Here is a 25,664-nt window from a genome sequence, read left to right as displayed (position 1 = left end):
TGCCCGAAGGCAACAAAAGCGGATCAAACTTGGCTCAAGGTTCAAACGAATTCACTGTGATACTCCGAAGAGTATCTTGGTGTTCGCTTGCCTTGATATTGGGTGATGATTCACCCTCATCGGCAAGCGCCCACATGAATTACCTGATCAAATTGTTAAAGAGCCATCTGTCGGCGTTGCCGTTCGATGTGGGGCGTATTCTACCCAATTCTTTTTGATCGTCAAGCTTTTTTCTCATTCACCGTTCAAGCACCTGCGGGTCACCAATGGCCGGAAAGTTGACCTGAGGCAAGCCCTGCCCTTCCCCGCTTTTTTAGACTTGTTGAAGCACCGCTGAAAAGAACGGTGCACACCAGACCGGTCAAACAGGAGGGGGAAACCATGACAACATCACGTATTGCCATCGGACTTGCGAGTGTCGCGCTATTAGGCACGACTTCACTGTGGGCAGACGACGAACTCGGTAGCTACCGCGACAGGTTCGAACCGCTGCCCCACTTACCACCTTTACCTGCCCACAATTCACAGACCGATGAAAAGGTGATGCTGGGCAACATGCTGTTTTTCGAGCCCAGGATCTCCGCCAGCGGTGTCATCAGCTGTGCCACTTGCCATAACCCGGCGCTCGGCTGGTCAGATCGCATTCCTAGAGCCGTGGGCCATAACGGTCAGGTTGGCGAACGCAACACACCCACCGTGCTCAACAGTGGTTTCCTGGGATCGCAATTCTGGGATGGACGGGAGCCGGATTTGGAGGGTCAAGCACTGGGCCCCATCGAAGCCGATGTCGAGATGGCCATGCAGTTGGAACACGCCCTGGACAGGTTGACAGAGTTCGAGCTCTACCAGGAGCGCTTCACGGAAGCGTACCCCGACCAGGATGACCCTATCAATGCCGAGAACCTGGCCAAGGCACTGGCCGCCTTCCAGAGAACGCTCAACACGCCCAACGCACCTTTCGATCGTTATTTGCGGGGTGATATGGACGCCATCAGCGATCAGGCAAAAGAGGGCATGGTAGCTTTTGTTGATAATGGCTGCATTGCCTGCCATCGCGGCGCCAACTTTACCGATAGCCAGTTCCACGCCATTCAGGTGCCGGGGTCGACAGATTTGGGTCGCTACGTGGTGACCGGCGAAGAAAGAGACAAGTACCGCTTCCGCACCCCCACCTTGCGTAATGTCGGCGTCACTTACCCGTACATGAACAATGGTGCCACCGAAACGCTCGAAGAAGCCGTGGCCATTATGGGCCAGGAAATGCTGGGACGTGAGTTTGACGAACCCACCATTGATAACATCACGGCATTTCTGCACTCCCTGACAGGTGAAATGCCCGATTTCGAGGTGCCCGCTCTACCCTGATGCACTATGCCGCCGCCCATAGGGGCGGCGGCAGGCTGTATCAAGCTGCCTCCAGGCGCTTCAGCAGTTCGGCGCGCCGCGCGTCGCTGACGAAGGCTTCTTCCATGGCATTGCGATTCAGCCATTTGAAGGTATCTTCTCCCCAGCCAAAGGCATCGGCACAGGCGATATGATTTTCGAGCAGCCCACCACCAAAATAGGCAGGATCATCAGAGCTTATAGTGACCTTCAGACCCGCTTCCAACAACGCCGGTAGCGGATGCTGATCCAATTGATCGACCACTTTCAAGCTGACATTGGAGAGCGGGCACACGGTCAGTACCGTTTGAGACGCCTTGAGGCGCTGCACGACGTCTTCGCTTTCGAGACAGCGCACGCCGTGGTCGATGCGCTGAACGTCCAACAGGTCCAGGGCTTGCGTAATGTAAGCGGCAGGCCCCTCCTCGCCCGCATGGGCCACACGCACCAGCCCAAGCTCCTTGGCGCGCGCAAACAGGGCCTGAAACTTCTCGGGCGGGTTGCCACGCTCGGCGCTGTCCAGGCCAATGGCATCCAGTATTTTCCAGTAGGGTGCCGCCTGCTCGAGAACGTGTAGCGCCTCGTCGACTGGACGATCCCTCAGGAAGGCCATGATCATACCCACTGAAAGGTCCAGCTGGCTCTCGGCCTCCTGTTTGGCCCTGAGCAGTCCCGCCATGACCACCTCCAAAGGTACACCACGCTGCAGATGCGCCTGGGGGTCGAAGTGCATATCGATATGCAGCACGCCTTCCGAACGGGCACGCTTGAAATAATCCATGGCCAGGTCATAGAAGTCCCGTTCGCTGCGCAAGACGTTCATGCCCTGGTAATAAAGATTCAGAAACCCTTGCAGGTCTTTGAAATCATATGCTGCCTTGGCCTCTTCGACCGTGGCATAGGGGAGTTCGATGCCGTTACGTTCCGCCAGTTGGAACATCAGTTCCGGCTCGAGAGAACCTTCGATATGCAAGTGAAGCTCAGCCTTGGGAAGGTGTCGTAAAAAGTCGTTCATGGTCGCCGCCTACTTGCCGATTCGGTGAATATCAAAATGAAGTATCGTGAATTAACTTACCGCCATCAAGCCGCCATTGATGAGCCAAACCCGGCACCAGAGCCGCATCATCCACTTGATGAACAAAGAAAATCGCCGTACGGCCTACCAACCATGCGTCCAGCGAGGCCGCCACGTGCCGGGCGGTTGCCGCATCCACTCCCGCGAAGGGCTCATCCAGCAATACCACCGAGGGCGAGCGTAAGAACAGCCTCGCCAACGCCACTCTGCGCGCCTGCCCGCCTGAAAGCTGCTGCCCTCTTTCTCCCACCTGAGTCGCCAACTGACGAGGCTGGCGTTTCGCCCAGTCCGAGAGAGCGACCTGGGCAAGCACCTGCCAAAGCTCTTCGTCTGTCGCGTCAGGCTTGGCGATCCGCAGGTTATCGGCCAGCGAGCCATCGAACAGGTCTATTTGCTGGGGGAGGTACCCCATATGTGCTGCACTACTTTCGAGGGTAACGGCAGAGGGTGCATGCTCGGCCACCCACACATCCCCTTCAGTGGGAGAGATACGGCCCATGATCAAATTGGCCAGCGTCGATTTGCCCGAACCCGAAATACCCATGATGGCACCACGTTGACCGGCAGGCAGCGTCAGAGAAACCTGACATATCGCCCAGCTCGCCGCATCAGGATAACGGAACATGACCTCACGCAGTTGCAGGGCATGGCCACCCTCGTCATCCGGAAACGAGCCCACACGCGTTTGCCCTTGTGTCGCCTGCAGGGCATTCAGCCGCTGAGCCGCCCCGTGGCTGGCGCCAAACCGCACAAAAGCGGCAGGCAGGCTGGCCAACACTTCATTGATACCAAACACGGCTATGACGGCCATGACCATGATGGGGCCCACCACGCGCTGCTCGGCCAGTGCCAGACTCCCCAGCCAAAGCACACCAATGATCAACAGTCCCGTTACCGCCATCAGTAGCGCATTTCCCAGCGCGGCCTTCACGGCCAACTGACGCTGGTTATCCAGCGCTTGCTGTTCGTGAGATCGTATTTTCCTGCGATAGCAGTCACTGGTTCGGTAGCTCATCAGCTCAGCGGACGCCTGTACCTGATCCAACACCAGCCGCCGAAGCTCCTCCTGATCATCCACTTGACGATGGCTGTTGGTGAAACCCAGCCTGGCAAAGCCCAGGGTGATGACCAGCCACAGCAGCGTCAATACACAGGCCACGACGGCTCCCACCAGCGGCAACCAGATAGCGATGAAACCTGCGACGATCCAGACACTCAACAAGGCCACTACTGGCGGCACCAGCAGGCGTAGATACAGGCTATCCAGGGCATCGATATCCGACGTCAGGCGACTCAACCACTCACCGACTCGCCGACGCCGCAACGATGCGTCATCCAGGCGCGTCAAGTCACCAAAGACGCGATAGCGTAAATCCGCCAGCAGCGTCAGCACGGTGTTGTGGTTGTAGAGCCGCTCGGTATATCGAGCGACGGTGCGCAGCAAGGCAAAAAAACGAATACCGCCGCCGGGCACATAAATATCCAGTGATGACGGCAACCCGGCAGCCAACGCAATGCCCGCCAGGGCACACGCCGCAATGAACCAGCCGGACAAACCCAGCAGCGCAAGGCCCGCCAGCAACGTTACCCATACCAGCAGCGCCCCCATGAGGAAGCGCTGCCTGCGCCTTAACATGAGCGCCAGCCATGGGCTCAGGTCATTGTGCAGAAACTTCATGGCGCCACCTCGTGAAGCTGGCCGTCTCGACATACCCAGTGGCGAGTGGCAACGGCCATCACCGCAGAGTGATGTGTTGCCATGACTAACGTTCGCCCTTCTGCCGACCAGGCCAGCAGTGCGTCGATCACGCTCTTTTCCGTCGCCGAATCAAGGCTCGCCGTGGGCTCATCCAACAACACCAGCGGTGCCTGGCTGAGAAATACCCGAGCCAGGGTCAAACGCTGCGCCTGACCTCCCGACAAGCCGACCCCGCGCTCCCCAACCACCGTCTCCAGGCCATGGGGCAAGGCAGCCAACAATTCACCCAGACCTGCGTTTTCCAGGGCCTCCTGCATCGCAGCCGGTGTCGCATCAGGCGCCGCCAGGCGCAGATTATCGGCCAACGAGCCATGAATGATGCAGGGTGATTGATCCAGCCACGCCACTTGCTCGCCCTGGCGGACTCGGCAAGCGCCACGCAGAGGCGCCATGAAACCGGCCATCAGCGCTAGCAAGGAAGACTTGCCACTACCTGACTCTCCGGTAATGACCACTACATCCGCCTGACGTATCGTGGCCGAGACGCCCGTCAAGACAGCAGAGTGCTGACCATAGCCCACCTCGGCATCCACCAACTCAATCAATGCATCTGGTTCGACGGGGGTGTCAAACCGGGTCGGCACCACGTCGGGCTCATTGAGGATGGTCACGATACTCTCTGCCGCCCCCAGCGCGGCAGCACGGTCGTGATAATGCTGCGAGAGGGTGCGCAAGGGCTGGAAGAACTCCGGAGCCAGTAGCAACACCGCCAGACCACTGAACAGGGTCAGCGAGGGGGAAGGACCGTAATCGATATAGCCCAACAGACCAAACCCCACGTACATGGCGACGACGGCGATGGCCACCGAGGCAAAAAACTCCAATACCGCAGACGAGAGAAATGCCAGCCTAAGCGTGCGCATGCTCAGACGGCGATACTGGTCGGTGGCATACCAGACGTCCTGCTGGGCAGCACGCGTATGACCAAATAGCTGCAACGTCGTCATACCGCGTACGCGGTCGACGAAATGCGCCGAGAGCCTGGCAACGGAAGCAAACTGCTCCTTGTTGAGACGCTCTGCCCCCATGCCGACCAGCGCCATGAACAGCGGAATCAATGGCGCAGAGAGCAACAAGAAGATGGCCACCAGATAATCGAGCCACCCCACCACCGCGGCAATCAGCAGTGGCAGCAATAGCACGATGCGCATTTGGGGTAGAAAGCGCGCAAAATAGCCATCGAGGGCTTCGATGTGCTCAACCGACTGGGTCGCCAAGGCTCCGCTCTGCTGCCGCGTCATCCAGACCGGGCCTAGCGCGGCAACCTTGTTCAAGACCTGCTCCCGAGCGTACTGACGGATGCGCAAGCTGGCAGTTGCACTCAACGACTCTTGCAGGGCAAGAAACAGTGAGCGCAACGCCACGGCCACCACCAGGCCGAGCAGCACGGGTACCAGCGTGACAGGTGAGCGGCCATGCACGACCAGTTGCTCAATCGACCACGCCAACCCGACCACCAGCAGGATCGTCTGAGCACCAGACAGCACGCCGAAGCACGCTGCCAGCGCTAGCCGAGCACGCTCACGACGAGCCAGCGTGCTCAGCCAACGGCGCGGCGTCAACGAATTCGACTGGGCCGCAGGAGAGGCCATGAATCAGTGATACCCTTCGCCAACGCGCACCTTGCCGCGGAAGACCCAGTAGGTCCAGGCGGTGTAGGTCAGGATGATCGGAATGACGAACAGCACACCGATCAGCAGGAACAGCTGAGACTCAGGGGCGGAGGCGGCATCCCACAGCGTGTAGTTCGGTGGCACGATGATGGGCCACTTGCTGACGATCAGCCCCAGGTAAGTGAACACGTAGATGCCGATGGTGGCCACGAAGGGAATGCCCTCGTTACGACGCTTCACGGAGCGATACACCATGAAGGCCGACAGCAGCGCCAGTGCCGGGAATATCCAGATCAGCTGCAAATGACCGAACCAGCGCTCCCAAACCACCGGATTCACGAACGGTGTCCAGATGCTAATGATACCGAAGACGCCCAGCACCAGCGCCAACAGCAGCGGCGTCACCTTGTAAGCCCACTCCTGAATATGCCCCTCGGATTTCAAGATCAGCCAGGTGGCTCCCAGCAACGCATAACCTGCCATCAGGCCGAAGCCGGTCAGTACCGAGAAAGGCGTAAGCCAATCGAAAGCGCCACCTGCAAAGGCAAAGTTTTCGACATGAAACCCCTGAATGTAAGCACCGACCACCGCCCCTTGAGCGAAAGCGGCCACGCCGGAGCCCCAGCAGAAGGCGCGGTTCCACCAGCGACGATTGCGCCGGGATTTGAAGCGGAACTCGAAGGCCACCCCCCGGAAAATAAGCCCCGCCAGCATCAAGAACACGCCAATATAGAGTGCGGGCAGGAAGACCGAATAGACCAGCGGGAAAGCCCCGAGCAAACCGGCACCCGCCAGCACCAGCCACGTCTCGTTGCCGTCCCAGACCGGCGCCACGGAGTTCATCATCACATCCCGGGCGTCTTCGTCCGGGGCGAAGGGATACAGAATCCCAAGCCCCAGATCGAAACCGTCCATCAACACGTACATCATCAACCCGAACCCGATGATGCCTGCCCAGATTATCGTCAGATCAAACATTTCCATGTCTCAGTTCCTCACCGGGTCGACATCGTCATCAAAGGGAGTTTCCGTGGCCGATAGCGGGCGCATGGGGCGTCTGAAGTTGTCACCTGCCGTTTCACGCTCTTCCTTGGGCAGCATGCCGTTACGCACCACGCGGGTCAGGTAGTAGATACCGGCATAGAACACCACCGCATACACCAGCACGTAGCCCACCAGCGTAAACAGCGCCATGGGGCCGGTCAGCGAAGGCGTAACGCCTTCTGCGTGGGTCATCATGCCGTATACCAGCCATGGGGCTCGTCCAGATTCGGTGACTACCCAGCCAGCCAACACGGCGACGAACGGCATGGGGATCATGTACACCAGCGTCTTGAGGAACCCGGTATGCTGATGGAACTTGCCTTTACGACGCAGGAACAGTCCTGCCAAGGCGGTGGCAATCATCAATAGTCCAATCCCCACCATCACGCGGAACGCCCAGAAGACGATCCAGACCGGTGGCTGCTCTTCAGGAGCAAATTCGTTCAGCCCCTGAATAACCCCATCCGTAGAGTGGGTCAGGATGAGGCTGGCAAGATTGGGAATGCCGATTTCAAAGCGATTGGTTTGTGCTTCCTGATCCGGGATGGCGAACAGCAGCAGCGGAACGTTGCCAGAGGTCTCCCAATGCCCTTCCATGGCCGCCACTTTGGCCGGCTGGTGCTCCAGAGTATTCAAACCATGGAAGTCCCCCACGACCGCCTGGGCTGGCGCCAAAAACAGCAGCAACCAAAGGCACATGGAAAGCGCTCGACGGTTGGCTTCCGGGTCGCGACCACGCAGCAGGAACCAGGCACTCACACCGGCCACCACGAAGCCACCGGTCAGAAAGGATGCCATAGCCATATGCGCAAAGCGGTAAGGAAAGGAGGGATTGAATATCGCTTCGGTCCAGGAAACCACGTGGAACCGATAGTCGATGAGCTCTACCCCTGCCGGCGTATGCATCCAGCTGTTGGCAGAAAGAATCCAGAACGACGAAATGAAAGTACCGGTCGCCACCATGATGGCAGCAAACAAGTGCACCCCTTGTGGCACCTTGCCTCGGCCAAAGAGCAGGACACCGAGGAATGCCGCTTCAAGGAAGAAAGCGGTAACGACCTCGTAGCTGAGCACCGGTCCGAGGAAGTTGGACGCTGCCTGGGAGAAGTTGCTCCAGTTGGTGCCAAACTGGAAGGACATGACGATCCCGGAGACTACGCCCATGCCGAAAACCACGGCAAACACCTTGGTCCAGAACAGTGCCAGGCGGTCCCAGGCGGGGTTGTTGGTCTTGAAAAACAGCCCATGAAGCAGCGCTATGTAAGACGCCAGCCCGATGGTAAAGACCGGAAAGATCGCATGAAACGATACAACGAAAGCGAACTGTATTCGCGATAGTACAAGGGGGTCGAGTTCCATCACACGCTCCTAAGACCTGGATCAATATCCCATCAATGGGTTACACAAGCTTAGTTGAGCCTTAATGGCACTGCATTTTAGTTATAAGCACTAAGCTTATTCTTTAGCTGTGTTGCATTTTAACGCTTCGACACCTGTTATACAGCGCAAGTTTGCCCAAAAAGCTGTGTCGCATTGACGCATGCCATTCAGGCAAACTGCTCATTTTCAATTAAAAAAAGTCATGTCATCACCACCAGACTGACCATGTAGCCGGTGTAGACGACAAACAGGGAAAACAGCACGCCCCCCTCCAGACGGTTGATTCGCCGCGGACGCCCGCGCCATGAGAATGCAAACAGCACCATCAGCAGCGTCATGAAAGTCATCACGCTCCAGTCACGCACCAGCACCTCACGACCCGCCTCGATTGGCGCGATCACACCCGCCAACCCGACGACGGCCAGACTATTGAACAGATTGGAACCGACCACGTTGCCCAGCACCATATCGTGCTCTTTGCGCTTCAAGGCACTAATGGAAGAGGCCAGTTCAGGAAGCGACGTGCCCACGGCCACCACCGTCAAACCGATGATCAGGTCACTGACACCAAAGCCCACGGCAATTTCTACCGCGCCCCATACCAACAAACGCGAGCTGGCTACCAATAGCACCAGCCCCACCAGCGTCCACATCAGCGCCTTGCCACGAGAAAGCGGCTTGCTGTCCAGGCTCTCCGTCACTTCATCGGTCAGTGCATCCGCCTGATCACGCCGAGAACGAATGATACTGACCGTAATGAATATCCCCAGCGCGGCCAGCAGCAACACTGCCTCACCGCGGGAAATCCAGCCATCCATCAGCATGTAGCCAGTCAGCAGCATGACCGCTACCAGCAGCGGCATCTCCTTGCGAATGACGCTGGAGTGCACCGCCAGCGGCGCTATAAGCGCCACAAAACCCAGCACCAGCCCTATGTTGGCAATATTGGATCCGTAAGCATTGCCTAGCGCCAGCCCGGGATTACCCTGCATGGCCGCCAGTACGGAGACCATCATTTCAGGGGCCGACGTTCCGAATCCGATCACCAGCATACCGATCAGCAGCGGCGACAACCCCAACCACCGCGAGGTAGCAGCAGCGCCATCGATAAATTTTTCAGCACTCCAGATCAGCAGGACGAGCCCTACCACCACTGCTACAAAGGCAAGCAACATTTCGGTTCCTTAATGTCATCGTATCAGGCACTATCGCGGCTGCATCCTTGTCGAACCGGGAGGCGGGGTCAAGCACCGAGTTCAAGAGAAGCGTGGTGACCCTGATTTGACACTCACGTCTCGGCTCTATATTGATTTAAAATGCGCCAACTATCGAGAGTTTGCTATTGCCTGATGTCTCTTTCATGAAACGACCCACCCTTTCCATGCATACGCCCGCCGTGGACTGCATGCCCCCCGAGGCACGCGTCCAGCGCAGGCGGCTGCGCGCCTGCCATGAGTGCGACTGGGTCTCGGCCCTGCCCCCTTTGGGCTCAGGTGAGAAGGCCTCCTGCCCACGATGCTCCCATGTGCTGGTCAAGCGCCACCGCTACCCCGCGCAACGTAGCATGGCACTGGCCATTGCCTCACTGGTGGCCCTTATCGTGGCCGTTTCGTTTCCCTTCGTCAGCTTCAGCGTAGGCGGTATCGGCAACCGCATCGAGCTGACCCAAACGGCCACGGCGCTGATCAATTTTCACCAACCCATCGTAGCCATTGCGGTGATCATGACCATCGTGGTACTGCCGGCGGTCTACCTGACGGGGGTCATCTGGCTGCAGTTCGGGCTACTGCGCGCCCGCCCACTGCCATTGAGCCGAGATATCGCTCGCTCGCTGGCCCACCTGACGCCCTGGATGATGGCCGATGTGTTCATCATCGGCGCGCTGGTCAGTCTGATCAAAGTGGCCGGCATGGCACAGATCGAGCTGGGCATCTCCTTTTGGGCCTTCTGTGTGTTCGCCATCCTGCTGCTGATGACCACACAATCTATCGATGCAGATTGGATGTGGTTTTCACTGGAGGGCGAGCCACTGGCCCCGGAAGGCACCTTGACGGGCGCTACGGCGGCCAGCCAACAGGTGACCGGCTGCCCCACCTGCGGGCTAGTCAACCGTTTCGACAAGGATCACCGCCGCTGCATTCGCTGCCATGAGAAGCTGCACACTCGCCTCCCGCATAGCCTGCAGCGCACCTGGGCGCTGCTCTTTGCTGCGGCGATCATGTATATTCCTGCCAATGTTTATCCCATCATGACCACCACTAGCCTGGGCCATACGGCACCTTCGACCATCATTGGCGGTGTCGTGCAGCTCCTGCAAATGGGCTCATGGCCCGTGGCTGCGGTGATCTTCATTGCCAGTGTCATCGTGCCTGTCGGCAAACTGGTCGCGCTGGTATGGTTATGCCTGATGATCAATCGCAGCGACGAGCTCAATGCCAACAGCCGCACGCGGCTTTACCGCATCACCGAGTTCATTGGCCGCTGGTCCATGGTGGATGTATTCGTGGTAGCGATTCTCGTTGCCCTGATCCGTGCCGGTTCGCTGATGTCGATCACCCCCGGCCCCGCAGCACTCGCTTTTGGCGCCGTGGTCGTGCTGACCATGCTGGCCGCCATGACGTTCGACTCTCGCTTGATTTGGGACTCGCACACTCCACGCCCTGCCCGCCGCACGACGGCCACCAAGGACGCTATTGATGGCTAATGATGTCACCCCCAACACCCCCGATACTGACAACGAACTCCACCGGGCCAAAGCCTCTCGGCAGACACGCCTGTCGCCTATCTGGATCGTGCCCCTCGTGGCCGTCGTTATCGGCCTGTGGCTGGTGTATGACAACTACACCAGCCGTGGCACCTTGATCACGCTGACCATGAGCAACGCCGAAGGCATCGAGGCAGGCAGCACATTGATACGCAGCCGCAACGTCGAGATTGGTCGCGTACAAAGCGTGCGCCTGTCGGATGACCTCTCACAAGCCGTGATGACCGCCCGAATCCAGCCTGAAGCAGAAGCCATGCTCAGAGAAGACAGCCGCTTCTGGGTCGTCAAGCCGCGCATCGGCCGCGAGGGCATCAGCGGGTTGGGAACCGTTTTGTCGGGTGCCTATCTTCAGTTGGAACCCGGCCAGTCGGACGAACCGAGAAGAGAGTTCGCCGTCAGCGACGTGCCACCCGTGGCCACGGCAGGACAGGCCGGACTTCAAATCAGTCTGGTCAGCCAACTGGGCAATTCCCTGCGCGTCGGCGACCCGGTTTCCTATCAGGGCTACACGGTTGGTCGCGTCGAAGACACCCGCTTCGAGGCGGATTCGCGCACCATGTATCACCAGGTTTTCATCGAAGAACCTTATTCCCAATTGGTGACCGACAGCACCCGGTTCTGGACGGCCAGCGGCGTTGATTTTCGCCTGGATGCCAATGGCTTTCGGGTCAATGTCGAATCGCTGGAAGCGTTACTGGGCGGCGGCGTGACCTTTGGCGTGCCCGAAGACCTGCCCATGGGGCGCCCTGTGGAGCATAATGCCCGCTTCAACCTCTACGCTGACGAAGACGATGCCCGGGAAGGCACCTTCAATCGCTACCTGGAGTACGTGCTGCTGGTCGACGACACGGTGCGGGGGCTTTCTCGCGGGGCACCGGTGGAGTTCCGCGGCGTACGCATCGGTACTGTGGCGGCGGTGCCCTGGAATTTTACCGCGCCTCAGCCTGATTCCAGAGCACGGTTTGCGATCCCCGTACTGATTCGCATCGAGCCCCAGCGGCTGGGCATCGAGAATTCAGATATCGATCTGGGAGATTGGGACAATCGCTTCACCAGGATGTTTAGTCTGGGCCTACGTGCGTCGCTGAAGAACGGCAGCCTGCTCACCGGAGCGTTGTTCGTCGATCTGAACTTCCAGCGCGACCTGGCCGATGAGTACGTAGCGGAAACTTTCTCAGAGCGGACGGTATTCCCCACCGTGGCAGGTGGCTTCGCCCAGATTCAGGCACAGATTACCGACCTGCTGGATAAGCTCAACGCACTGGAGGTCGAACCGCTTCTGGCGGGCATGGACCGCAACCTGCAAGCCTCCGAGCAGGTGCTCAACGAAGTGCGTGACATCAGCCGTTCGGTCAACGAACTGCTCAGCGACCCTGAAACTCGCGCGATTGGCGGCAACCTGAACAGCACGCTGGAAGAGCTGCGCAGTACGCTACAGGGTGTCTCGCCGTCGTCACCGGCCTATCAGGAGCTGACCACGGCCATCGAGCGGCTGGACCGCCTGATGCGAGACCTGCAGCCGCTTACGCGTACGCTGAATGAAAATCCTCGCGCCCTGCTGTTCGATAACCTCGACACCCAGGACCCGACGCCCCGCGCCCCGCGCTGACAGGAGAGATCATGATGCAACCTTTTACACGACTGCTGATCATTGCCGCTGCCTGCATGGCCCTGACCGCGTGCGCAAGCAGCGTCACTCCCCCAGCTCGCTACATGCTGCCCAGCCCCGCGGCCAGCAGCGCCCCTAGCCAACCCACGGGCACGCTGGCCATCCGCGCTCCACGCTTGGCGCACTATCTGGACGTGGATGGCATCGTCATGCAGTTGGACGACATCACGTTGAACCAGGCTCGTGAACACCAGTGGGCCGAGGGCATTGGCCGTCAGCTGGAACGTAGCCTGCGAGCGCAGTTGGCCCAGCAGCTTCCCCAGCTGCAGGTGGTGCGTTCAGAGGGCGCCCAGCCAGACGCCTTGACGCTATCCGTCGAGGTGGATCAGTTCCAGGGACGCCACGATGGCATGGCAGTGGCCAGCGGCCAGTGGCAGCTACGGCGCGAGGACAATAGCCTGGTCACACTGCAAAGCTTTACCACGGAAACGCCCCTGGAAGAGGACGGCTACCCGGCCCTGGTACGTGCACTGGGTGAAAGCTGGAACCTGCTAGGCGTGCAAATCGCCGAGCAGATTCAGCGCAATGACTATTTCACGGGCCGCTAATTCAAGACTGCATGAACGGCGCTGAGTGCGACTTTCGTGTTACACTAGGCGACAGCGCCTTTCGCAAGCGCCACCCCATCACTTCCACGCAGCCCTGCGGGCAATGGCTGCGTGGCTTTAAAACGCCCGTCGTGGCTGCCCGATCTGATTCTTAGATGCGCCTTCATGGCGCAATGACATCCTCGTATCTTGAACATGACGCCAACCCCTCACTCAGAGAGTGAGGGGTTGGCGACTGCGGAGAATGCATGAGCTTTTCTGACCTTGGTCTGCACCCTGATCTACTCAGCGCCGTTGGCGCACAGGGCTATCATCAGCCCACCCCGATTCAACGCCAGGCCATTCCCGTCGTTCTGGAAGGACGAGACCTGCTGGCCAGCGCACAGACGGGCACCGGCAAAACCGCTGGCTTTACCCTGCCCATGCTGCAACGCCTGGTGCAAGGCAAACGCCCGGGCAAACGCCAGGTACGTGCGCTGGTCCTGACCCCTACCCGCGAGCTGGCCGCCCAGGTGGGTGAAAGCGTCACCGCTTATGGGCAGCACTTGTCACTGCGCTCGCACATCATTTTTGGCGGCGTTGGCCAGCAACCCCAGGTAGATGCCCTGAAAGCTGGTCTGGACGTGCTGGTGGCCACGCCGGGACGCCTGCTGGACCTTCACCAGCAGGGGCACGTAGACCTGTCTGCCGTGGAAATACTGGTACTCGATGAAGCCGACCGCATGCTCGACATGGGCTTCATCCACGACATCAAACGTCTGCTGCGCCTGGTACCCAAACAGCGTCAGAACCTGCTGTTCTCGGCCACCTTCTCCAACGAGATCCAGGCCCTGGCCCAGCAGCTGCTGAACAATCCGGCGATGATCGAAGTGGCGCCGCGCAACACCACGGCCGAAAAAATCGAGCAGGCCATCTACCGCGTGGATCGCGACAAGAAACGCGACCTGCTGGCCCATTTGATTCAGCGCCATGGCTGGTTCCAGGTGCTGGTCTTCACGCGCACCAAGCACGGCGCCAATCGCCTGGCGGAGCAGCTGACCAAGCAGGACATTCCGGCCATGGCGATCCATGGCAACAAGAGCCAAGGAGCGCGCACTCGAGCACTTGGAGCCTTCAAGAGCGGTGACTTGCAGGTCCTGGTTGCCACCGATATCGCCGCACGCGGTCTGGATATCAGCGAACTTCCCCACGTGGTCAACTTCGACCTGCCCAACGTCGCCGAAGATTACGTCCACCGCATCGGGCGCACAGGCCGTGCGGGCAGCAATGGTGAAGCGGTGTCACTGGTGTGCGTCGATGAGCATGGCCTGCTCAAGAACATCGAGCGGCTGATCAATCAAACGTTGCCCAAGCACGTTGAGCCCGGCTTCGAACCTGACCCCAACGCCAAGCCCGAACCTATCGAAAACGGCCGCCGCAGCCAGCGTCAACCGCGTGCCCGCCGCTCCTCCGAGAGCACTCAAGCGAATAACGGTGGCGAACGTCGCCGCCGCGCTCGCCGCTAGCCCAAAGGACCGGAATGTGCGAAGGTATCGCCTCGCATATTCCGGCGTTTCGCTGAACCAATTCATGGAGTGACTATGGCGTCTTCACAACTGATGGCGGACTATCGCCAGTGGCTGACTTTTCAGCGTCAGGAGCAGCTGAGCCGCGAACATCAGGGTATTTCACAGCGTCTGGAAGATGCCCGCGCCTCCTCTGGCCAGGTCGTGCAGGCTTACCGCAGCATGGCCGAAAAAGCATCCCAGGAAGGCGCCTGCTATCGGACGCTGTTCCTACGCGAGTGCGATGACAACGCCTCCTTGCCTTGTGAAGGCTGGCTGTTCGTGCGCCGCGTGCTGAGTGAAGGCAACAGTACGCGCATCAGAGCCACCCTGCTGGAAACCTTCAATTTAGCCGAGGGCGCCATTGCGTTAGGCGACAAACCGGCACGCAAGCTGACCCTGGAAATCTACGACAAGCTGGACATCAACAAGGGCATGCGAACCCAGGTACGTGTGGACGCCATCGACACCCCACAGGACTATCACTTCATCACCCTGCTGGATGCCGTACGCGGCGACCTGCGCCCTTACATGCAATAAGTTCGCGTCATGGTGACACGCCGCGCCGTCAGCTTCATCCTGTTGATGTTCGTGGTTGGGCTCAATCTGCGCCCGGCCATGTCCTCGGTGGCCCCTCTACTGCACAGACTACAGGAAAGCGCGGGGCTGTCGGCCACTGCTGCCGGCCTTTTGACCACCTTACCCGTACTGTGCCTGGGCCTTGCCGCACCGCTGGCCCCCTGGCTCAGCAAACGCCTGGGCAGTGAGCGGGCGTTGAGTGCCGCACTGCTGCTGTTGGCGACCGGCCTGCTGGTACGGGGAGCTCCCTGGCCAGGGTTGCTGTACCTGGGGTCGGCCATGGCAGGTGGTGCTATCGGGATAGCGGGCACACTGCTTCCCGCCCTGGTCAAACGCGAACTGCCGCACAGCGCCGACCTGCTGACCGGGCTGTACACCATGGCACTCTGCTTTGGTGGCGCCCTGGGGGCAGGGCTGAGCGTCCCACTACTGGTTTGGCTGGGCAGTTGGCAGCTTAGCCTGATGAGCTGGTCACTGCTGGCCCTGGCAGCCTGGCTGCTATGGTCGGGCTTTGCGCCACGCCCCGTCGCAGCACCATCGCTTCAGCCCACCTTCCGAGTGCCGCTTGCCGCTTTGCTACGCCAACCCTTGACCTGGCATGTGATGCTCTTCATGGGCATTCAATCCTCCATGGCTTACATCGTGTTTGGCTGGCTGCCCACCCTGCTCATCGACCGGGGCTACAGCGAAGCAGACGCTGGCTGGACCATGGCGGTCTCCATCATGAGCCAACTGGCCTCGGCACTGGCCGCCCCATGGGTTGCCCGCTTGCATAAGGACCAGCGGCCTGCTCTCCTCATGGTACTGGCCGCCACGGCCATCGGCCTGGCGCTACTGTTGATTGCCCCATTGGCTTGGCGATGGCCTGGCGCCACCCTGCTGGGCCTCGGTCAGGGCGGTAGTTTCAGCCTGGCGTTGGCCCTGCTGGTGCTGCGCACGGCCAACGCCCCCTTGGCTGGACAGCTTTCCGGGCTGGTGCAGGGAGGCGGCTACACCCTGGCCGCGCTGGGCCCCTTCGGCGTGGGTGTGATGCTGCAAATGGGCGCCTCGACCGCGCATATTGCCTGGCTGCTCATCGGCTTGATACTGGTGTGCTGCGGTTTTGCCTGCCTTGCGGGCCGCAATCGGCAGCTGGATGACCAAAGCGGCCAGCTACGCGTCACCCTTCCATAATCCTTCCTTGTCTTTACCAGGACATGACCATGCGTAACGCTCCTCGTCTGACAGAGACCACCTGCTCACATGAGCGGATACTGATCATCTACACCGGTGGCACGATCGGCATGCAGCCAACCGCCACCGGACTGATGCCAGCAGGCAACTTTGCCGACAGATTACACAATGCTCTACAGCAGTTGCCTATCCCGCAACAGCAGGCACTACCCGCCTACGACATCATCAGCCATGACCCACTGATCGACTCCAGCGCCGCCACGCCTGCCACGTGGCAAACGCTGGCAGGCGATATCGCCGCCCGTTTTTCCGCCTACCGGGGCTTTGTCATCCTGCACGGCACCGATACGCTCAGTTGGAGCGCCTCGAGCCTGGCCTATCAGCTACAAGGACTGGACAAGGCGGTCGTATTGACGGGGGCCATGCAACCGCTGGAGGCAGCCAATAGCGATGCTCTGGACAACGTATGCGGCGCCCTGCAATTCGCCGCCATGAGCGCCCTTCAGGAAGTGGCGATCTACTTTGCGGGACGCCTGATGCGGGGTGTCAGGGCGGTGAAGCAGCACTGTGAAGCGATGACCGCGTTTGCCTCCCCCAACTACCCCCTGCTGGGCGAACGGGTAGGCGATGACTGCGTACTTTACCCCAGCCGGGGGCTGGCGCTTCACCAGCGTGGCGCGCCCCGCTTCGAACTCCCGGACTATGGGTGCCTTGCTCAGGGGCAAGTGGTGCGCATCGCGCTGTGGCCAGGCATAGCCGCCTGGCAACTTTCCAGTTGGCTGGCTAATGACAGCGTCAAGGGGGCACTGCTGGAGCTCTGGGGAGCGGGCAACTTGCCTGACGACCCGGACCTGTTAGCCGTACTGGCGCGTGCCAGCGGAGAAGGAAAGCTGGTGGCCGCGGTCAGCCAGTGCCCGCAAGGCACCCTTCACCTGGGCGCTTATTCCGCTGGCCACGGCCTGACGGATGCTGGCGTGCTGTCCGGGGGCTCCATGACCCCCGAGGCAGCTTACACCAAGCTGGTGCATTTGCTGGCGCAGCCGCTTACCCACGACGACCGAGCAACGCGCTTCGTCACTCCGTTAGTGGGCGAGCGGTAGCCAGACTGGCATCCCGGAGCAGACAGGCTATGGTTAAACAGGACACATGGAGTGCAACATAACCTTCTGAAAACAGGTGAAAACGTATGGATCAACCAGTGCATCATTTTAGTGAACTGTTTGAACAGCTGGGGCTGCGCTCGGACGCGGCTTCTATCGAACGCTTTATTGAGCGACATTCACCGTTACCCAAGGAGATGCCGCTGGCCGACGCCCCCTGCTGGAACGAGGGCCAGGCGGATTTTCTACGCGAAGCAGTGGAAGAAGATGCCGACTGGGCCGAGGTGGTCGATCATCTGGATGCCTCGATGCACAAGGCGGAATGATCGCCTGAATTCAAGTCTGATCCCGCGCCGCTTCCAGGCGGCGCCGGTACCAGGCCCCTGCCAGCAGCAGGGCCGTCAGGGCCAACAGGGGCAGCAGCACGTCCATCTGTAGCGGGTCCTCTTCCTCGATGGCTTCCAGCGCCCCGTAAATGGCGCTGCTGTAGACGGCCCATTTCACCGCCAGTCCCAGCGTGGCAGCCAATAGATAGCGCCCCAGCGCAATATGCCCCAGGCCTGCCGCAAAATTGATCACTGAGTGTGGAAACCCCGGCAGCACTCGCATGGCACATTGGGTCAGCAGGTCACTTCGCGCTTTCAGGGTATCCATGACCTTGAGCGTCAGCCCCTTGGGCTGCCACCGCTGCCCGACTCGCGCCGCCAGCAAATAAGCCCCCCAGGCGCCCGCCACACTGCTGACGGTCAACATGAGCGTTGCGATCAAAGGCGGATAAAAAGGCGCGATCAACCACAGCCCAATACTGCCGGGCAGGCCAATCGCAAGTGTCACCGCCATGGTCAGCATGACGGTCACCACGACTACCGGATGGTGCGACATGGTGGCGGCCCAGCGCTTCACCGCCATCAGGTCCGGGGAGTACCAAAGCCATACGTAGGCCAGCATGGCAGCCACCGCAAACGCGGCCGCCCATCGCCAGGAGTAGAGAGATAATTTACGCATGGAGGCGTGCTTCAACCCGCTCGAGAATTTGTCGACTGACCTTTCCGACCAATGGTCTGGCCGCCTTGTTCACCGCTTTTTCCATTAGACGATTGTGAATGTCATAACTCAGGGTCAGTGACACCTCCGTCCCTTCCGGTACGGCGCGCAGCTGGTAGCGCCCCTGATTCTTGACGCCATCCAGAGATTCCCAAGCCAATACCTCCGGGGGCTCGATCTCGGTCACCTCCACGTCAAACGACCAGTCCATGCCCACTGCCCGCACGTGCCAGCGGTAGCGGTTTTCGCCAAGACGATCGATCGAGCGTATCAAGTCCGAATACTCCGCAAAATCTTCCACTCGGCGTAACAAGTCAAATACGCGCTCCGGGGAGGCTCGAACGATTTCACTATGTTCTATGGTGGCCATGCGTCCATCTCTAGCGGCTTTAGAGGGGTAGCTTATCACGCCAATTCCATTGACACACCGGATGCCGCCACCCGTGGCACTGGTCAGCAAGAGCGGCATTGCGTAAACTGCCCGCCTTCCGGACCGGACCCCGGAACACCGCCCTGCGGTTCAGGCAGGCACGACATAAATTCTCCGACCATGAGTACCCAGCATGTCATCCACTGCATCACCCGGCGCCCAGGCGCCATCCACCGTCGTCATCTATTCCGGCGGCATGGACTCTTATACCGTCCTGCATCGTGCGCTGCGCGAAGGCCTCACTGTCCATGCGCTGTCCTTCGACTACGGCCAACGCCACCGTCGTGAACTGGACGTTGCGCGCCAGGTCTGTGAGTCCTTGGCCATCCCTCATCAGGTCGTCGATATTCGCGCCATTCACGGGCTGATCGACAACTCGGCATTGACCAACTCGGCCTTGGCCATGCCTCAGGGGGAGTACGATGCCGACTCGCTCCACAGTACCGTGGTGCCCAACCGCAATATGATCCTGCTGTCGCTGGCCATTGCCAAGGCGGTCAATATTGGCGCCAGCCGTGTCGACTATGGCGCACACGGCGGCGATCACGTGCTTTACCCCGACTGCCGCCCGGCCTTCGTCGAGGCCATGAACGACGTGGCGCAGATTGCCAACTTCGAGCCCGTCACCGTCCACGCCCCTTATCTGGCCTCCAGTAAAGCCGACATCCTGCGCGATGGGCTCGCCATGGGCCTCGATTACCGGCATACCTGGACCTGCTACGAAGGCCAGCAACTCGCCTGTGGGCAGTGCGGCAGCTGCCGTGAACGGCTGGCGGCCTTTGCCGCCAACCAGGCCACCGATCCGCTCGCGTATGCTCCCCTTGCCGAGCGAGACTGCTGATGTACCACGTCAAAGAAGCGTTCTACACGCTGCAGGGCGAGGGTGCCCAGGCGGGGCGCGCCAGCGTTTTCTGTCGCTTTACAGGCTGTAATCTCTGGTCGGGGCGTGACGCCGACCGAGCCACGGCCAAGTGCACCTTCTGCGATACCGATTTCATTGGCACCGATGGGATCAACGGCGGCCGCTTCGAGAGTGCGCAGCAGCTGGCACGGCATATCAAACAGCTGTGGCCAGCCAGCGCAGGTAGCGCGGTGCCCTACGTGGTGTTTACCGGGGGAGAGCCGTTACTGCAGCTCGATACCCCGCTCATCGCCATGCTGCACAGCGAAGGATTCGAGGTCGCCGTGGAAACCAACGGCACGCTGCCTGCACCCGCCGGAATCGACTGGCTATGCGTCAGCCCCAAGGGCAGCAACCCGCTGGCCATTCACCAAGGGGATGAGCTGAAGCTGGTATACCCGCAGCACGACGCCCCGCCCGAGCAGTTTGCCGCGCTGCACTTTCGACACTTTTACCTGCAGCCTATGGATCACGTCGCCCAGCATGCCGACACGATCCATACCACTGTCGCTGAGCACAATGCCGCCACGGTGGCCGCCACGACGGCCTATTGCATGGCCCACCCCCAGTGGCGCTTGTCGCTGCAAACCCACAAGATCGCAGGATTCGATTGATGGCTTTATTCGTTCACCACCTGACCCATATCGATGTCTCCCTCTGGTGCCCTGAGCGCGGCTTGACCGGCTGCAGTTGGCAGGTCGACGCCCATCTGGATGGCGAACTGGGTGAAGACGGCATGCTGTTCGATTTTGGCGAAGTGAAACCCTGGATCAAGCGCACGCTGGACAACGGGCTGGATCATACGCTGCTGGTGCCCACCAAGGCGCCTGGCGTAGAGGTCAGCGAGTGCGCAGAAGGCCTGTGCATTCGCACCACCACGCCCTATCCGATGGAAGTACGCGGGCCTGCGCAGGCGTTCACCCTGCTCCCCTGGGAACACATCTCGGTGGCAAGGGTGACCCAGCTCCTGAGCGAAGAGCTGACACGCGCTCGGCCTCGCAACGTCACCCGTGTCACCCTGAACCTGCAGGAAGAGCGTATCGAAGGCGCATCCTATGGCTACAGCCACGGCCTGAAACGCCATCTGGGCAACTGCCAGCGTATCGCCCATGGCCACCGCTCACGGCTGCATGTCTATCAACACCAGCAGCGCCAGCCCGCTCTTGAGGCACAATGGAGTGAATGGCTGGACAACCGTTACCTGCTGGAGCAGGCCGATGTGGCGGAGCAGACGAATACCACTCTGACCTGCCGCTACACAGCCGAACAGGGAGCGTTCTCGATCACCCTGCCCGCTCACCGCTGCAGCGTATTGCCAGCGCCCACCACCGTGGAAAATATCGCCCGTTGGCTGGCCAACAGTATCGCCCAGCAAACTCAGCAGGAAACCTACGTGGAAGCCTTCGAAGGTATCAACAAGGGGGCTACCGCGCAGGCAGCGCCATGACGATTCTGATTACCAGCGATCAGCAGGCGTCTTGCCGCATGGGGTGTGGCGCCTGCTGCATAGCGCCGTCCATCAGCTCGCCCATTCCCGGCATGCCAAGCGGCAAGCCTTCGGGCATTCGCTGCGTGCAGTTGAATGAGCAAAACCTCTGCATGCTCTTTGGTGATGCCCGTCGCCCTGCCGTATGCAGCCAGTTCGACTTCGACAAGGAGGTGTGTGGCGAGGACCGAGAAGAGGCCCTCGCCACACTCTACGGGTGGGAAACCGCCACAGCCGGTTAGACCTCGCCGCCCAGGCTCACCGGGTGCGGCAAGCGACGGTCCAGCAGGCTGATCCAGCGCACCAGCACCGGCGCATCGCTATGGCTTACCTCGCCCAACAGTCGACGAAACACCTCTTTCGCCTGCTGGTCATTGGGCGCTATACGCGTAAGCCATAGCTCCAGCGCCGCCAACTCCTGATGGCGGTTGCCATGCTCGCGGGATTGCTGAATGGCCATTTCCGTCAACGCCTTGACCTCGTGGGCAGGGTGGCCCAGCAGGTCACGCACGCGGGCCAGTTGGGTAGCCAGCTCGGGCAGGAAAAGAGTCGTGCGCTCACGGGCAATCACCAGGCACTGGTCGAGATACTCTTCGGCTGCGTGCAGCTCACCCAGCTCGATACAGGCATCGGAGTACCACAACACGGGCCGCTGGAAGCGGTCTCGGCCGTTCAATTCGGCCATCTGATCCAGGCTGTCGTGCATTTGCACCAGCCCGCCCTGATCCCCCGCCAACGCCCGCTGCCAACCCAGCACCCCCTGCGCGGAAATCTGCCAAAGCTGCAGGTCTGGCGTACCGGTCATGGCCGCGGCTCGCTCGGCATGCCGGGCCGCCAAGTGCACATGGCCCAACTGACGATACAATGCCGCCGCAAACATCAGCGCCATGGCCAGGGTACCCGGGTGGCCGATCTGCTCCGCCAGCCGAATGGCCGCCGCGACATGCCACTCTGCGCGATGGTAATCACCTCGCAGACAAAGCGCCCAACCCTGAAAACAGGCCGCCGTCACCTGGGGATGATCCGAGAACGGCAGCCACTCGATCATCATGGGAGCATTCAGCGGATCGATTTCGTCCAGGTGGTCGTGGGCCTGTTGAATACGCCCCGCCCAGTATTCACAGTGTGCCCGCGCATAATCCGCCAATCGGCGGTAGCGCGGGCCTTCCAGGCGAGCGGCGATATCCGCCAGGGTCGATGCCAGCGCAAAGGCGTCGGCATGGGCATAGCGCTGGCTGCGCCCCACCCATAGCCCCCACTTCACCAGGAAAATCTGCTCGAGGTCTGCCGGGTCGTCAGGCGTGTCGCTCCCGGTTTGGCGCAGCAGCTCACGGGCCTTCACAAAACTTTCATGGGCCGTGGGCGAACCGTGGCCTTCCAGGGCGAACGCAGCCTGACCACGCACCGTCAGCAGGCTGACTTCACGCTCTACCTCATGGGCTACGTGGCGCAGGCTGGCCAAGCCGAGGTCGGCCATGCGCAGCGCCGTGCGGTTGGCACTCACCTTGAGCGCTTCCCGCGCGGAGAGCTCGAAGTAGCGCGCCCCACGTGCATAGTGGCCGCTGCGCCGCAGATGCGTGGCAAAGTCTCCCGGATGGCGACTGATCCATACCGGAAAACGCTCCTCAATCAAGGTCACGACCTGCTGATGCAGCTTGACCCTGACGTCACGGGGACAGGAGAGGTAGGCCGCCTCTTGAAGCAACTGGTGACTGAACTGGTACTCATGATCACCGCCCTCCTTGTCGATGGGCTCGATGATCTCCAGCGCCCGCATGTGCTCTAGCGCTTGGCACAACCTGGGCTTTTCCCAACCGCTGCATTCGGCCAGCAAGTCCAGTCGAAAACGCTTGCCCAGCACCGCTGCAATATGGGCAATATCCCGGTCGCTTTCCAACTGATCGATTCGACTGGCCAGTAGCCCCAGCAGCCCCTTGGGCAGCTCATCCAGCTGTACGCTGCGCCCCTCCCGTCGATCCATGTCGAGGCGACGACAGATCTCCTGCATATACAGCGGAACACCATCACAGCGCTCGATGATCTGGTTGCGCAGCCGTGGGCTCAGATGAATACGATAACGACGAGAAAGTTGCGACAGCAGCCGCGAAGACTGCAGTGCATCCAGCTTGCCCAGGGTGATCTGCTGATCCCAGTGCAGTTTGACCGGTAGCGGTTCGCGGCCGTGGTGGCTGGCCACCATCATGAAGGCCGTGTTGATCGACAGACGTGCCTGTAGCCCCGCCAACACTTTGAAAGAGGGTTCATCCAGCCACTGCAGGTCATCGATCATCAGCACCAGAGTTTGCGACACGGCACGATGGTCGATCAGCCGATGCAAGAGCTTCACCACCAGCTCCACGGCTTCGCCATTTTGAGTCAGCTGGCTGATTTCCTGAACTTCGCGAACCCCCAACGCCTCTTCCAGCAGCTGCTGACGCGCGCTATCCGAGGTATCGAGGCCCAGCGTTGCCTGCAGCGCATGCACGGCATCGAGCGTTGGCGGATGTTCGAAGTACCAGGCCAGCAACGACCGGGCTACACCGTATGGGTCCAGTACCGAGAGCCGAGTAGTCGGAAGCCAGCAGATCGCCGCATCGCGGCTCAGCTCCAACTGCCGAAACCCCACCATCAACGCCGACTTGCCCATGCCCGAGGCGCCCCGCACCAACACGCTTTGCCGCAAACCAATGCCAGCCCGTGCCAGCGCATCGCGCAAGGTGCGTAGCGAGGTTTCCCTTCCCACCAGGCTCGGTGGCAAGGCATCACGCCCGCCTTCGTTCTGGCCCAGCACCAGCGCACGTAAACGCACGCGGCCATCGCTGGCCACCAAACGCGATACCAGCCTGGGCTGCAAGTCCAGCGCCGGGGGCATGTGCTGGCTGGCTGCCTGAGAGATGACCAGCTCGCTTCCCTCAGCGGCACTCATCAACTCCAGAGACTCTTGCGTCACCTGGCCCAGCGGGTCGGCCAGCTGGCGCTCGGGCAAGTAGACCACGCGCCCGCTGTGCAATCCGGCCGCCAGTTCGAATACCGGCGGTTCGGCGTCCCCGGCCCAGTGGCGACGGCTCTCCTGAGGTAGCGCCTGACGGCAGTGTTCGTAAAGCGCCACCAGCTCCGCCAGCTGATGGGCGGGACCATGGGTACCGAAGCAGGCCAGACCCAAGCCCCCCGTTGCCCCCGGCAGCCAGAAACCGCCCAGATGGTGGCACTGCTGCTCCAACCATCTCAGCAGCTCCAGCTGCAAGGCCAGGCAGTTGCGGGTAGCCGCGCGATCCGGCCAGTCACCCTTCAAGCGCAAGCGGATGGCCATCACCGAAAGCTGACGCAGCTCGATCTCATCTTCGCGCAGCGGCTTGCTGTCCGCCGCCAACGCCCGCGAAAAGGCGCCTTGGGGCGACATCGCCCGGGGGTCGTGGTGACCATCCGACCAGAAACTGGCCAATTGCACGAAACTGGGCTCAGGCTGTTGCCCGGAGAGTGCCAGCAGTTGCAGGTAGCTGTTGTACTGTTCGTGAGCCGCGGCCATCTGGTTCTGCTCGGCTAGCTGCCGCACCCAGCGCTCGTGGAACGGGCCGTAGCCTGAAAAGCGGCTGACCAGTCCTTCCAGCATGGCATCCGGCACTTCGGCATGTGCTTCCAGCACCTGTTCGGCAAAACGGATGACTCGTTGGCGCCACTCATTGCGCACTTGCACCAGCCAGCGCTGGAACTCGCTGCAGTTGCTGAGCTGCAGCTCCTCGATCAGATCCCCCTGGTAGCACTCCATCAGCGCTTCCAGCGTCTCCAGATCCTTGGGCCCTTCCAGCAGTTGCTGCAGCTCATGCAAATCCACCTGCCAATGGGACGGCAAATGAAAGGCAATGGTCTGGCGCGACACGTTGAGGACGTGATCGGCATGCTCGCCCATGGATTGGCGCAGGCAGTGCAGCGCATGGCGCAGGTTGGTTCTGCCTGAGGAGAGGCCCTGGTCTGGCCACAGCAGCTCCGCCAGGGCGGCACGATTGACGGGCTGACGATGGAGCAGCAGATATACCAGCAGCGCCTTGACCTTGTCGTAGCTGAAATGAGTGAGCACGTCCTCCCCTTGGGTCAAGGAGAAGTGACCAAACAGGGTCAACTGATCTGTCTGTTGAGCATCACGCATGTTACACATCCTGCCTTGGCTAGCGGCG

General features: G+C 60.6%; 23 protein-coding genes. 14 read left to right on the top strand and 9 right to left on the bottom strand.

What is annotated here, in order from left to right; genetic code table 11:
• On the top strand, positions 1 to 218 hold a 218-nt coding region (locus B7L71_RS17475), incomplete at its 5' end, for a hypothetical protein (RefSeq protein ID WP_212636758.1).
• Positions 219 to 381: 163 nt separating this feature from the next.
• Positions 382 to 1,365 carry a cytochrome-c peroxidase gene (locus B7L71_RS11830; RefSeq protein ID WP_081138154.1) on the top strand — a complete coding sequence of 328 codons (984 nt, stop codon included), beginning with the start codon at positions 382 to 384 and terminating at the stop codon, positions 1,363 to 1,365.
• A gap of 40 nt (positions 1,366 to 1,405) precedes the next feature.
• On the opposite strand, the gene B7L71_RS11825 is transcribed toward B7L71_RS11830, so the two are convergent.
• The 6 genes from B7L71_RS11825 to B7L71_RS11800 all read right to left on the bottom strand — a co-directional run bounded on the left by B7L71_RS11825 (position 1,406) and on the right by B7L71_RS11800 (position 9,429).
• Entirely contained in the window at positions 1,406 to 2,398 is a 993-nt protein-coding gene (locus B7L71_RS11825; RefSeq protein ID WP_081138152.1) for an adenosine deaminase, read from the bottom strand.
• Positions 2,399 to 2,429: 31 nt separating this feature from the next.
• Entirely contained in the window at positions 2,430 to 4,136 is a 1,707-nt protein-coding gene (cydC, locus tag B7L71_RS11820; RefSeq protein ID WP_081138150.1) for a thiol reductant ABC exporter subunit CydC, read from the bottom strand.
• On the bottom strand, positions 4,133 to 5,809 hold the full coding sequence (gene cydD / locus B7L71_RS11815) for a thiol reductant ABC exporter subunit CydD (protein ID WP_081138148.1): 1,677 nt from the start codon (positions 5,807 to 5,809) through the stop codon (positions 4,133 to 4,135). Before cydD ends, cydC begins: the two co-directional genes overlap by 4 nt.
• Before the next feature lie 3 nt (positions 5,810 to 5,812).
• Entirely contained in the window at positions 5,813 to 6,814 is a 1,002-nt protein-coding gene (gene cydB / locus B7L71_RS11810) for a cytochrome d ubiquinol oxidase subunit II (protein WP_016913968.1), read from the bottom strand.
• A 3-nt stretch (positions 6,815 to 6,817) separates the two neighbouring features.
• On the bottom strand, positions 6,818 to 8,233 hold the full coding sequence (locus B7L71_RS11805; protein WP_081138146.1) for a cytochrome ubiquinol oxidase subunit I: 1,416 nt from the start codon (positions 8,231 to 8,233) through the stop codon (positions 6,818 to 6,820).
• Between the two features lie 221 nt (positions 8,234 to 8,454).
• Positions 8,455 to 9,429 carry a calcium/sodium antiporter gene (locus B7L71_RS11800; protein ID WP_081138144.1) on the bottom strand — a complete coding sequence of 325 codons (975 nt, stop codon included), beginning with the start codon at positions 9,427 to 9,429 and terminating at the stop codon, positions 8,455 to 8,457.
• A gap of 185 nt (positions 9,430 to 9,614) precedes the next feature.
• Here B7L71_RS11800 and B7L71_RS11795 point away from each other — a divergent pair, with 185 nt between their 5' ends.
• The 8 genes from B7L71_RS11795 (at position 9,615) to B7L71_RS11760 (ending at position 17,957) form a co-directional block, all read left to right on the top strand.
• Positions 9,615 to 10,958, top strand: coding sequence for a paraquat-inducible protein A (locus B7L71_RS11795; RefSeq protein ID WP_170919493.1), 1,344 nt, complete (start codon positions 9,615 to 9,617; stop codon positions 10,956 to 10,958).
• On the top strand, positions 10,951 to 12,627 hold the full coding sequence (gene pqiB / locus B7L71_RS11790; RefSeq protein ID WP_081138140.1) for an intermembrane transport protein PqiB: 1,677 nt from the start codon (positions 10,951 to 10,953) through the stop codon (positions 12,625 to 12,627). Before B7L71_RS11795 ends, pqiB begins: the two co-directional genes overlap by 8 nt.
• 11 nt (positions 12,628 to 12,638) lie before the next feature.
• Entirely contained in the window at positions 12,639 to 13,235 is a 597-nt protein-coding gene (locus B7L71_RS11785) for a PqiC family protein (RefSeq protein ID WP_081138138.1), read from the top strand.
• A gap of 248 nt (positions 13,236 to 13,483) precedes the next feature.
• Complete coding sequence (locus tag B7L71_RS11780) at positions 13,484 to 14,740, top strand: DEAD/DEAH box helicase (RefSeq protein ID WP_081138136.1); 1,257 nt, start codon at positions 13,484 to 13,486, stop codon at positions 14,738 to 14,740.
• A gap of 75 nt (positions 14,741 to 14,815) precedes the next feature.
• A complete protein-coding gene (locus B7L71_RS11775) occupies positions 14,816 to 15,319 on the top strand; it encodes a hypothetical protein (RefSeq protein WP_016913975.1) in 504 nt (167 codons plus the stop codon).
• A 9-nt stretch (positions 15,320 to 15,328) separates the two neighbouring features.
• A complete protein-coding gene (locus B7L71_RS11770; RefSeq protein ID WP_081138134.1) occupies positions 15,329 to 16,531 on the top strand; it encodes an MFS transporter in 1,203 nt (400 codons plus the stop codon).
• Between the two features lie 29 nt (positions 16,532 to 16,560).
• Positions 16,561 to 17,631, top strand: coding sequence for an asparaginase (locus B7L71_RS11765; protein WP_139790127.1), 1,071 nt, complete (start codon positions 16,561 to 16,563; stop codon positions 17,629 to 17,631).
• An 86-nt stretch (positions 17,632 to 17,717) separates the two neighbouring features.
• Positions 17,718 to 17,957 (top strand): DUF2789 domain-containing protein, encoded by a 240-nt coding sequence (locus B7L71_RS11760; protein WP_016913978.1) that lies wholly within the window; start codon positions 17,718 to 17,720, stop codon positions 17,955 to 17,957.
• 10 nt (positions 17,958 to 17,967) lie between these two features.
• Here B7L71_RS11760 and B7L71_RS11755 read toward each other — a convergent pair whose 3' ends face one another.
• Both B7L71_RS11755 and B7L71_RS11750 read right to left on the bottom strand, forming a co-directional pair.
• Entirely contained in the window at positions 17,968 to 18,636 is a 669-nt protein-coding gene (locus tag B7L71_RS11755) for a TVP38/TMEM64 family protein (RefSeq protein WP_016913979.1), read from the bottom strand.
• Positions 18,629 to 19,045, bottom strand: a complete 417-nt coding sequence (locus B7L71_RS11750) for an SRPBCC family protein (protein ID WP_081138130.1) — start codon at positions 19,043 to 19,045, stop codon at positions 18,629 to 18,631. Before B7L71_RS11750 ends, B7L71_RS11755 begins: the two co-directional genes overlap by 8 nt.
• A 193-nt stretch (positions 19,046 to 19,238) precedes the next feature.
• Here B7L71_RS11750 and queC point away from each other — a divergent pair, with 193 nt between their 5' ends.
• The 4 genes from queC to B7L71_RS11730 are packed head-to-tail and all read left to right on the top strand — an operon-like array spanning position 19,239 to position 21,734.
• Positions 19,239 to 19,946, top strand: coding sequence for a 7-cyano-7-deazaguanine synthase QueC (gene queC, locus B7L71_RS11745; protein ID WP_081138128.1), 708 nt, complete (start codon positions 19,239 to 19,241; stop codon positions 19,944 to 19,946).
• The gene (gene queE / locus B7L71_RS11740; protein ID WP_081138126.1) at positions 19,946 to 20,620 is read left to right on the top strand and encodes a 7-carboxy-7-deazaguanine synthase; all 675 of its coding nucleotides are present in this window, start codon (positions 19,946 to 19,948) and stop codon (positions 20,618 to 20,620) included. The genes queC and queE overlap by 1 nt, the downstream gene beginning before the upstream one ends.
• A complete protein-coding gene (locus tag B7L71_RS11735; RefSeq protein ID WP_081138124.1) occupies positions 20,620 to 21,453 on the top strand; it encodes a 6-carboxytetrahydropterin synthase in 834 nt (277 codons plus the stop codon). The genes queE and B7L71_RS11735 overlap by 1 nt, the downstream gene beginning before the upstream one ends.
• Entirely contained in the window at positions 21,450 to 21,734 is a 285-nt protein-coding gene (locus B7L71_RS11730; RefSeq protein WP_081138122.1) for a YkgJ family cysteine cluster protein, read from the top strand. The genes B7L71_RS11735 and B7L71_RS11730 overlap by 4 nt, the downstream gene beginning before the upstream one ends.
• Here B7L71_RS11730 and B7L71_RS11725 read toward each other — a convergent pair.
• On the bottom strand, positions 21,731 to 25,636 hold the full coding sequence (locus B7L71_RS11725) for an AAA family ATPase (protein WP_081138120.1): 3,906 nt from the start codon (positions 25,634 to 25,636) through the stop codon (positions 21,731 to 21,733). The genes B7L71_RS11730 and B7L71_RS11725 overlap by 4 nt on opposite strands.
• Positions 25,637 to 25,664 lie beyond the last annotated feature (28 nt).

The organism is Halomonas sp. BC2 (assembly GCF_002078115.1).
In the GTDB taxonomy this organism is placed as follows: domain Bacteria; phylum Pseudomonadota; class Gammaproteobacteria; order Pseudomonadales; family Halomonadaceae; genus Vreelandella; species Vreelandella stevensii.
This window is presented reverse-complemented; position numbering and strand designations above follow the sequence as displayed.

What these genes read in the sequence shown, in the direction of transcription:
- B7L71_RS11830 (WP_081138154.1), top strand. Translation starts at nt 382, where the DNA reads ATGACAACATCACGTATTGCCATCGGACTTGCGAGTGTCGCGCTATTA.
- B7L71_RS11825 (WP_081138152.1), bottom strand. Translation starts at nt 2,398, where the DNA reads ATGAACGACTTTTTACGACACCTTCCCAAGGCTGAGCTTCACTTGCAT.
- cydC (WP_081138150.1), bottom strand. Translation starts at nt 4,136, where the DNA reads ATGAAGTTTCTGCACAATGACCTGAGCCCATGGCTGGCGCTCATGTTA.
- cydD (WP_081138148.1), bottom strand. Translation starts at nt 5,809, where the DNA reads ATGGCCTCTCCTGCGGCCCAGTCGAATTCGTTGACGCCGCGCCGTTGG.
- cydB (WP_016913968.1), bottom strand. Translation starts at nt 6,814, where the DNA reads ATGGAAATGTTTGATCTGACGATAATCTGGGCAGGCATCATCGGGTTC.
- B7L71_RS11805 (WP_081138146.1), bottom strand. Translation starts at nt 8,233, where the DNA reads ATGGAACTCGACCCCCTTGTACTATCGCGAATACAGTTCGCTTTCGTT.
- B7L71_RS11800 (WP_081138144.1), bottom strand. Translation starts at nt 9,429, where the DNA reads ATGTTGCTTGCCTTTGTAGCAGTGGTGGTAGGGCTCGTCCTGCTGATC.
- B7L71_RS11795 (WP_170919493.1), top strand. Translation starts at nt 9,615, where the DNA reads ATGAAACGACCCACCCTTTCCATGCATACGCCCGCCGTGGACTGCATG.
- pqiB (WP_081138140.1), top strand. Translation starts at nt 10,951, where the DNA reads ATGGCTAATGATGTCACCCCCAACACCCCCGATACTGACAACGAACTC.
- B7L71_RS11785 (WP_081138138.1), top strand. Translation starts at nt 12,639, where the DNA reads ATGATGCAACCTTTTACACGACTGCTGATCATTGCCGCTGCCTGCATG.
- B7L71_RS11780 (WP_081138136.1), top strand. Translation starts at nt 13,484, where the DNA reads ATGAGCTTTTCTGACCTTGGTCTGCACCCTGATCTACTCAGCGCCGTT.
- B7L71_RS11775 (WP_016913975.1), top strand. Translation starts at nt 14,816, where the DNA reads ATGGCGTCTTCACAACTGATGGCGGACTATCGCCAGTGGCTGACTTTT.
- B7L71_RS11770 (WP_081138134.1), top strand. Translation starts at nt 15,329, where the DNA reads ATGGTGACACGCCGCGCCGTCAGCTTCATCCTGTTGATGTTCGTGGTT.
- B7L71_RS11765 (WP_139790127.1), top strand. Translation starts at nt 16,561, where the DNA reads ATGCGTAACGCTCCTCGTCTGACAGAGACCACCTGCTCACATGAGCGG.
- B7L71_RS11760 (WP_016913978.1), top strand. Translation starts at nt 17,718, where the DNA reads ATGGATCAACCAGTGCATCATTTTAGTGAACTGTTTGAACAGCTGGGG.
- B7L71_RS11755 (WP_016913979.1), bottom strand. Translation starts at nt 18,636, where the DNA reads ATGCGTAAATTATCTCTCTACTCCTGGCGATGGGCGGCCGCGTTTGCG.
- B7L71_RS11750 (WP_081138130.1), bottom strand. Translation starts at nt 19,045, where the DNA reads ATGGCCACCATAGAACATAGTGAAATCGTTCGAGCCTCCCCGGAGCGC.
- queC (WP_081138128.1), top strand. Translation starts at nt 19,239, where the DNA reads ATGTCATCCACTGCATCACCCGGCGCCCAGGCGCCATCCACCGTCGTC.
- queE (WP_081138126.1), top strand. Translation starts at nt 19,946, where the DNA reads ATGTACCACGTCAAAGAAGCGTTCTACACGCTGCAGGGCGAGGGTGCC.
- B7L71_RS11735 (WP_081138124.1), top strand. Translation starts at nt 20,620, where the DNA reads ATGGCTTTATTCGTTCACCACCTGACCCATATCGATGTCTCCCTCTGG.
- B7L71_RS11730 (WP_081138122.1), top strand. Translation starts at nt 21,450, where the DNA reads ATGACGATTCTGATTACCAGCGATCAGCAGGCGTCTTGCCGCATGGGG.
- B7L71_RS11725 (WP_081138120.1), bottom strand. Translation starts at nt 25,636, where the DNA reads ATGCGTGATGCTCAACAGACAGATCAGTTGACCCTGTTTGGTCACTTC.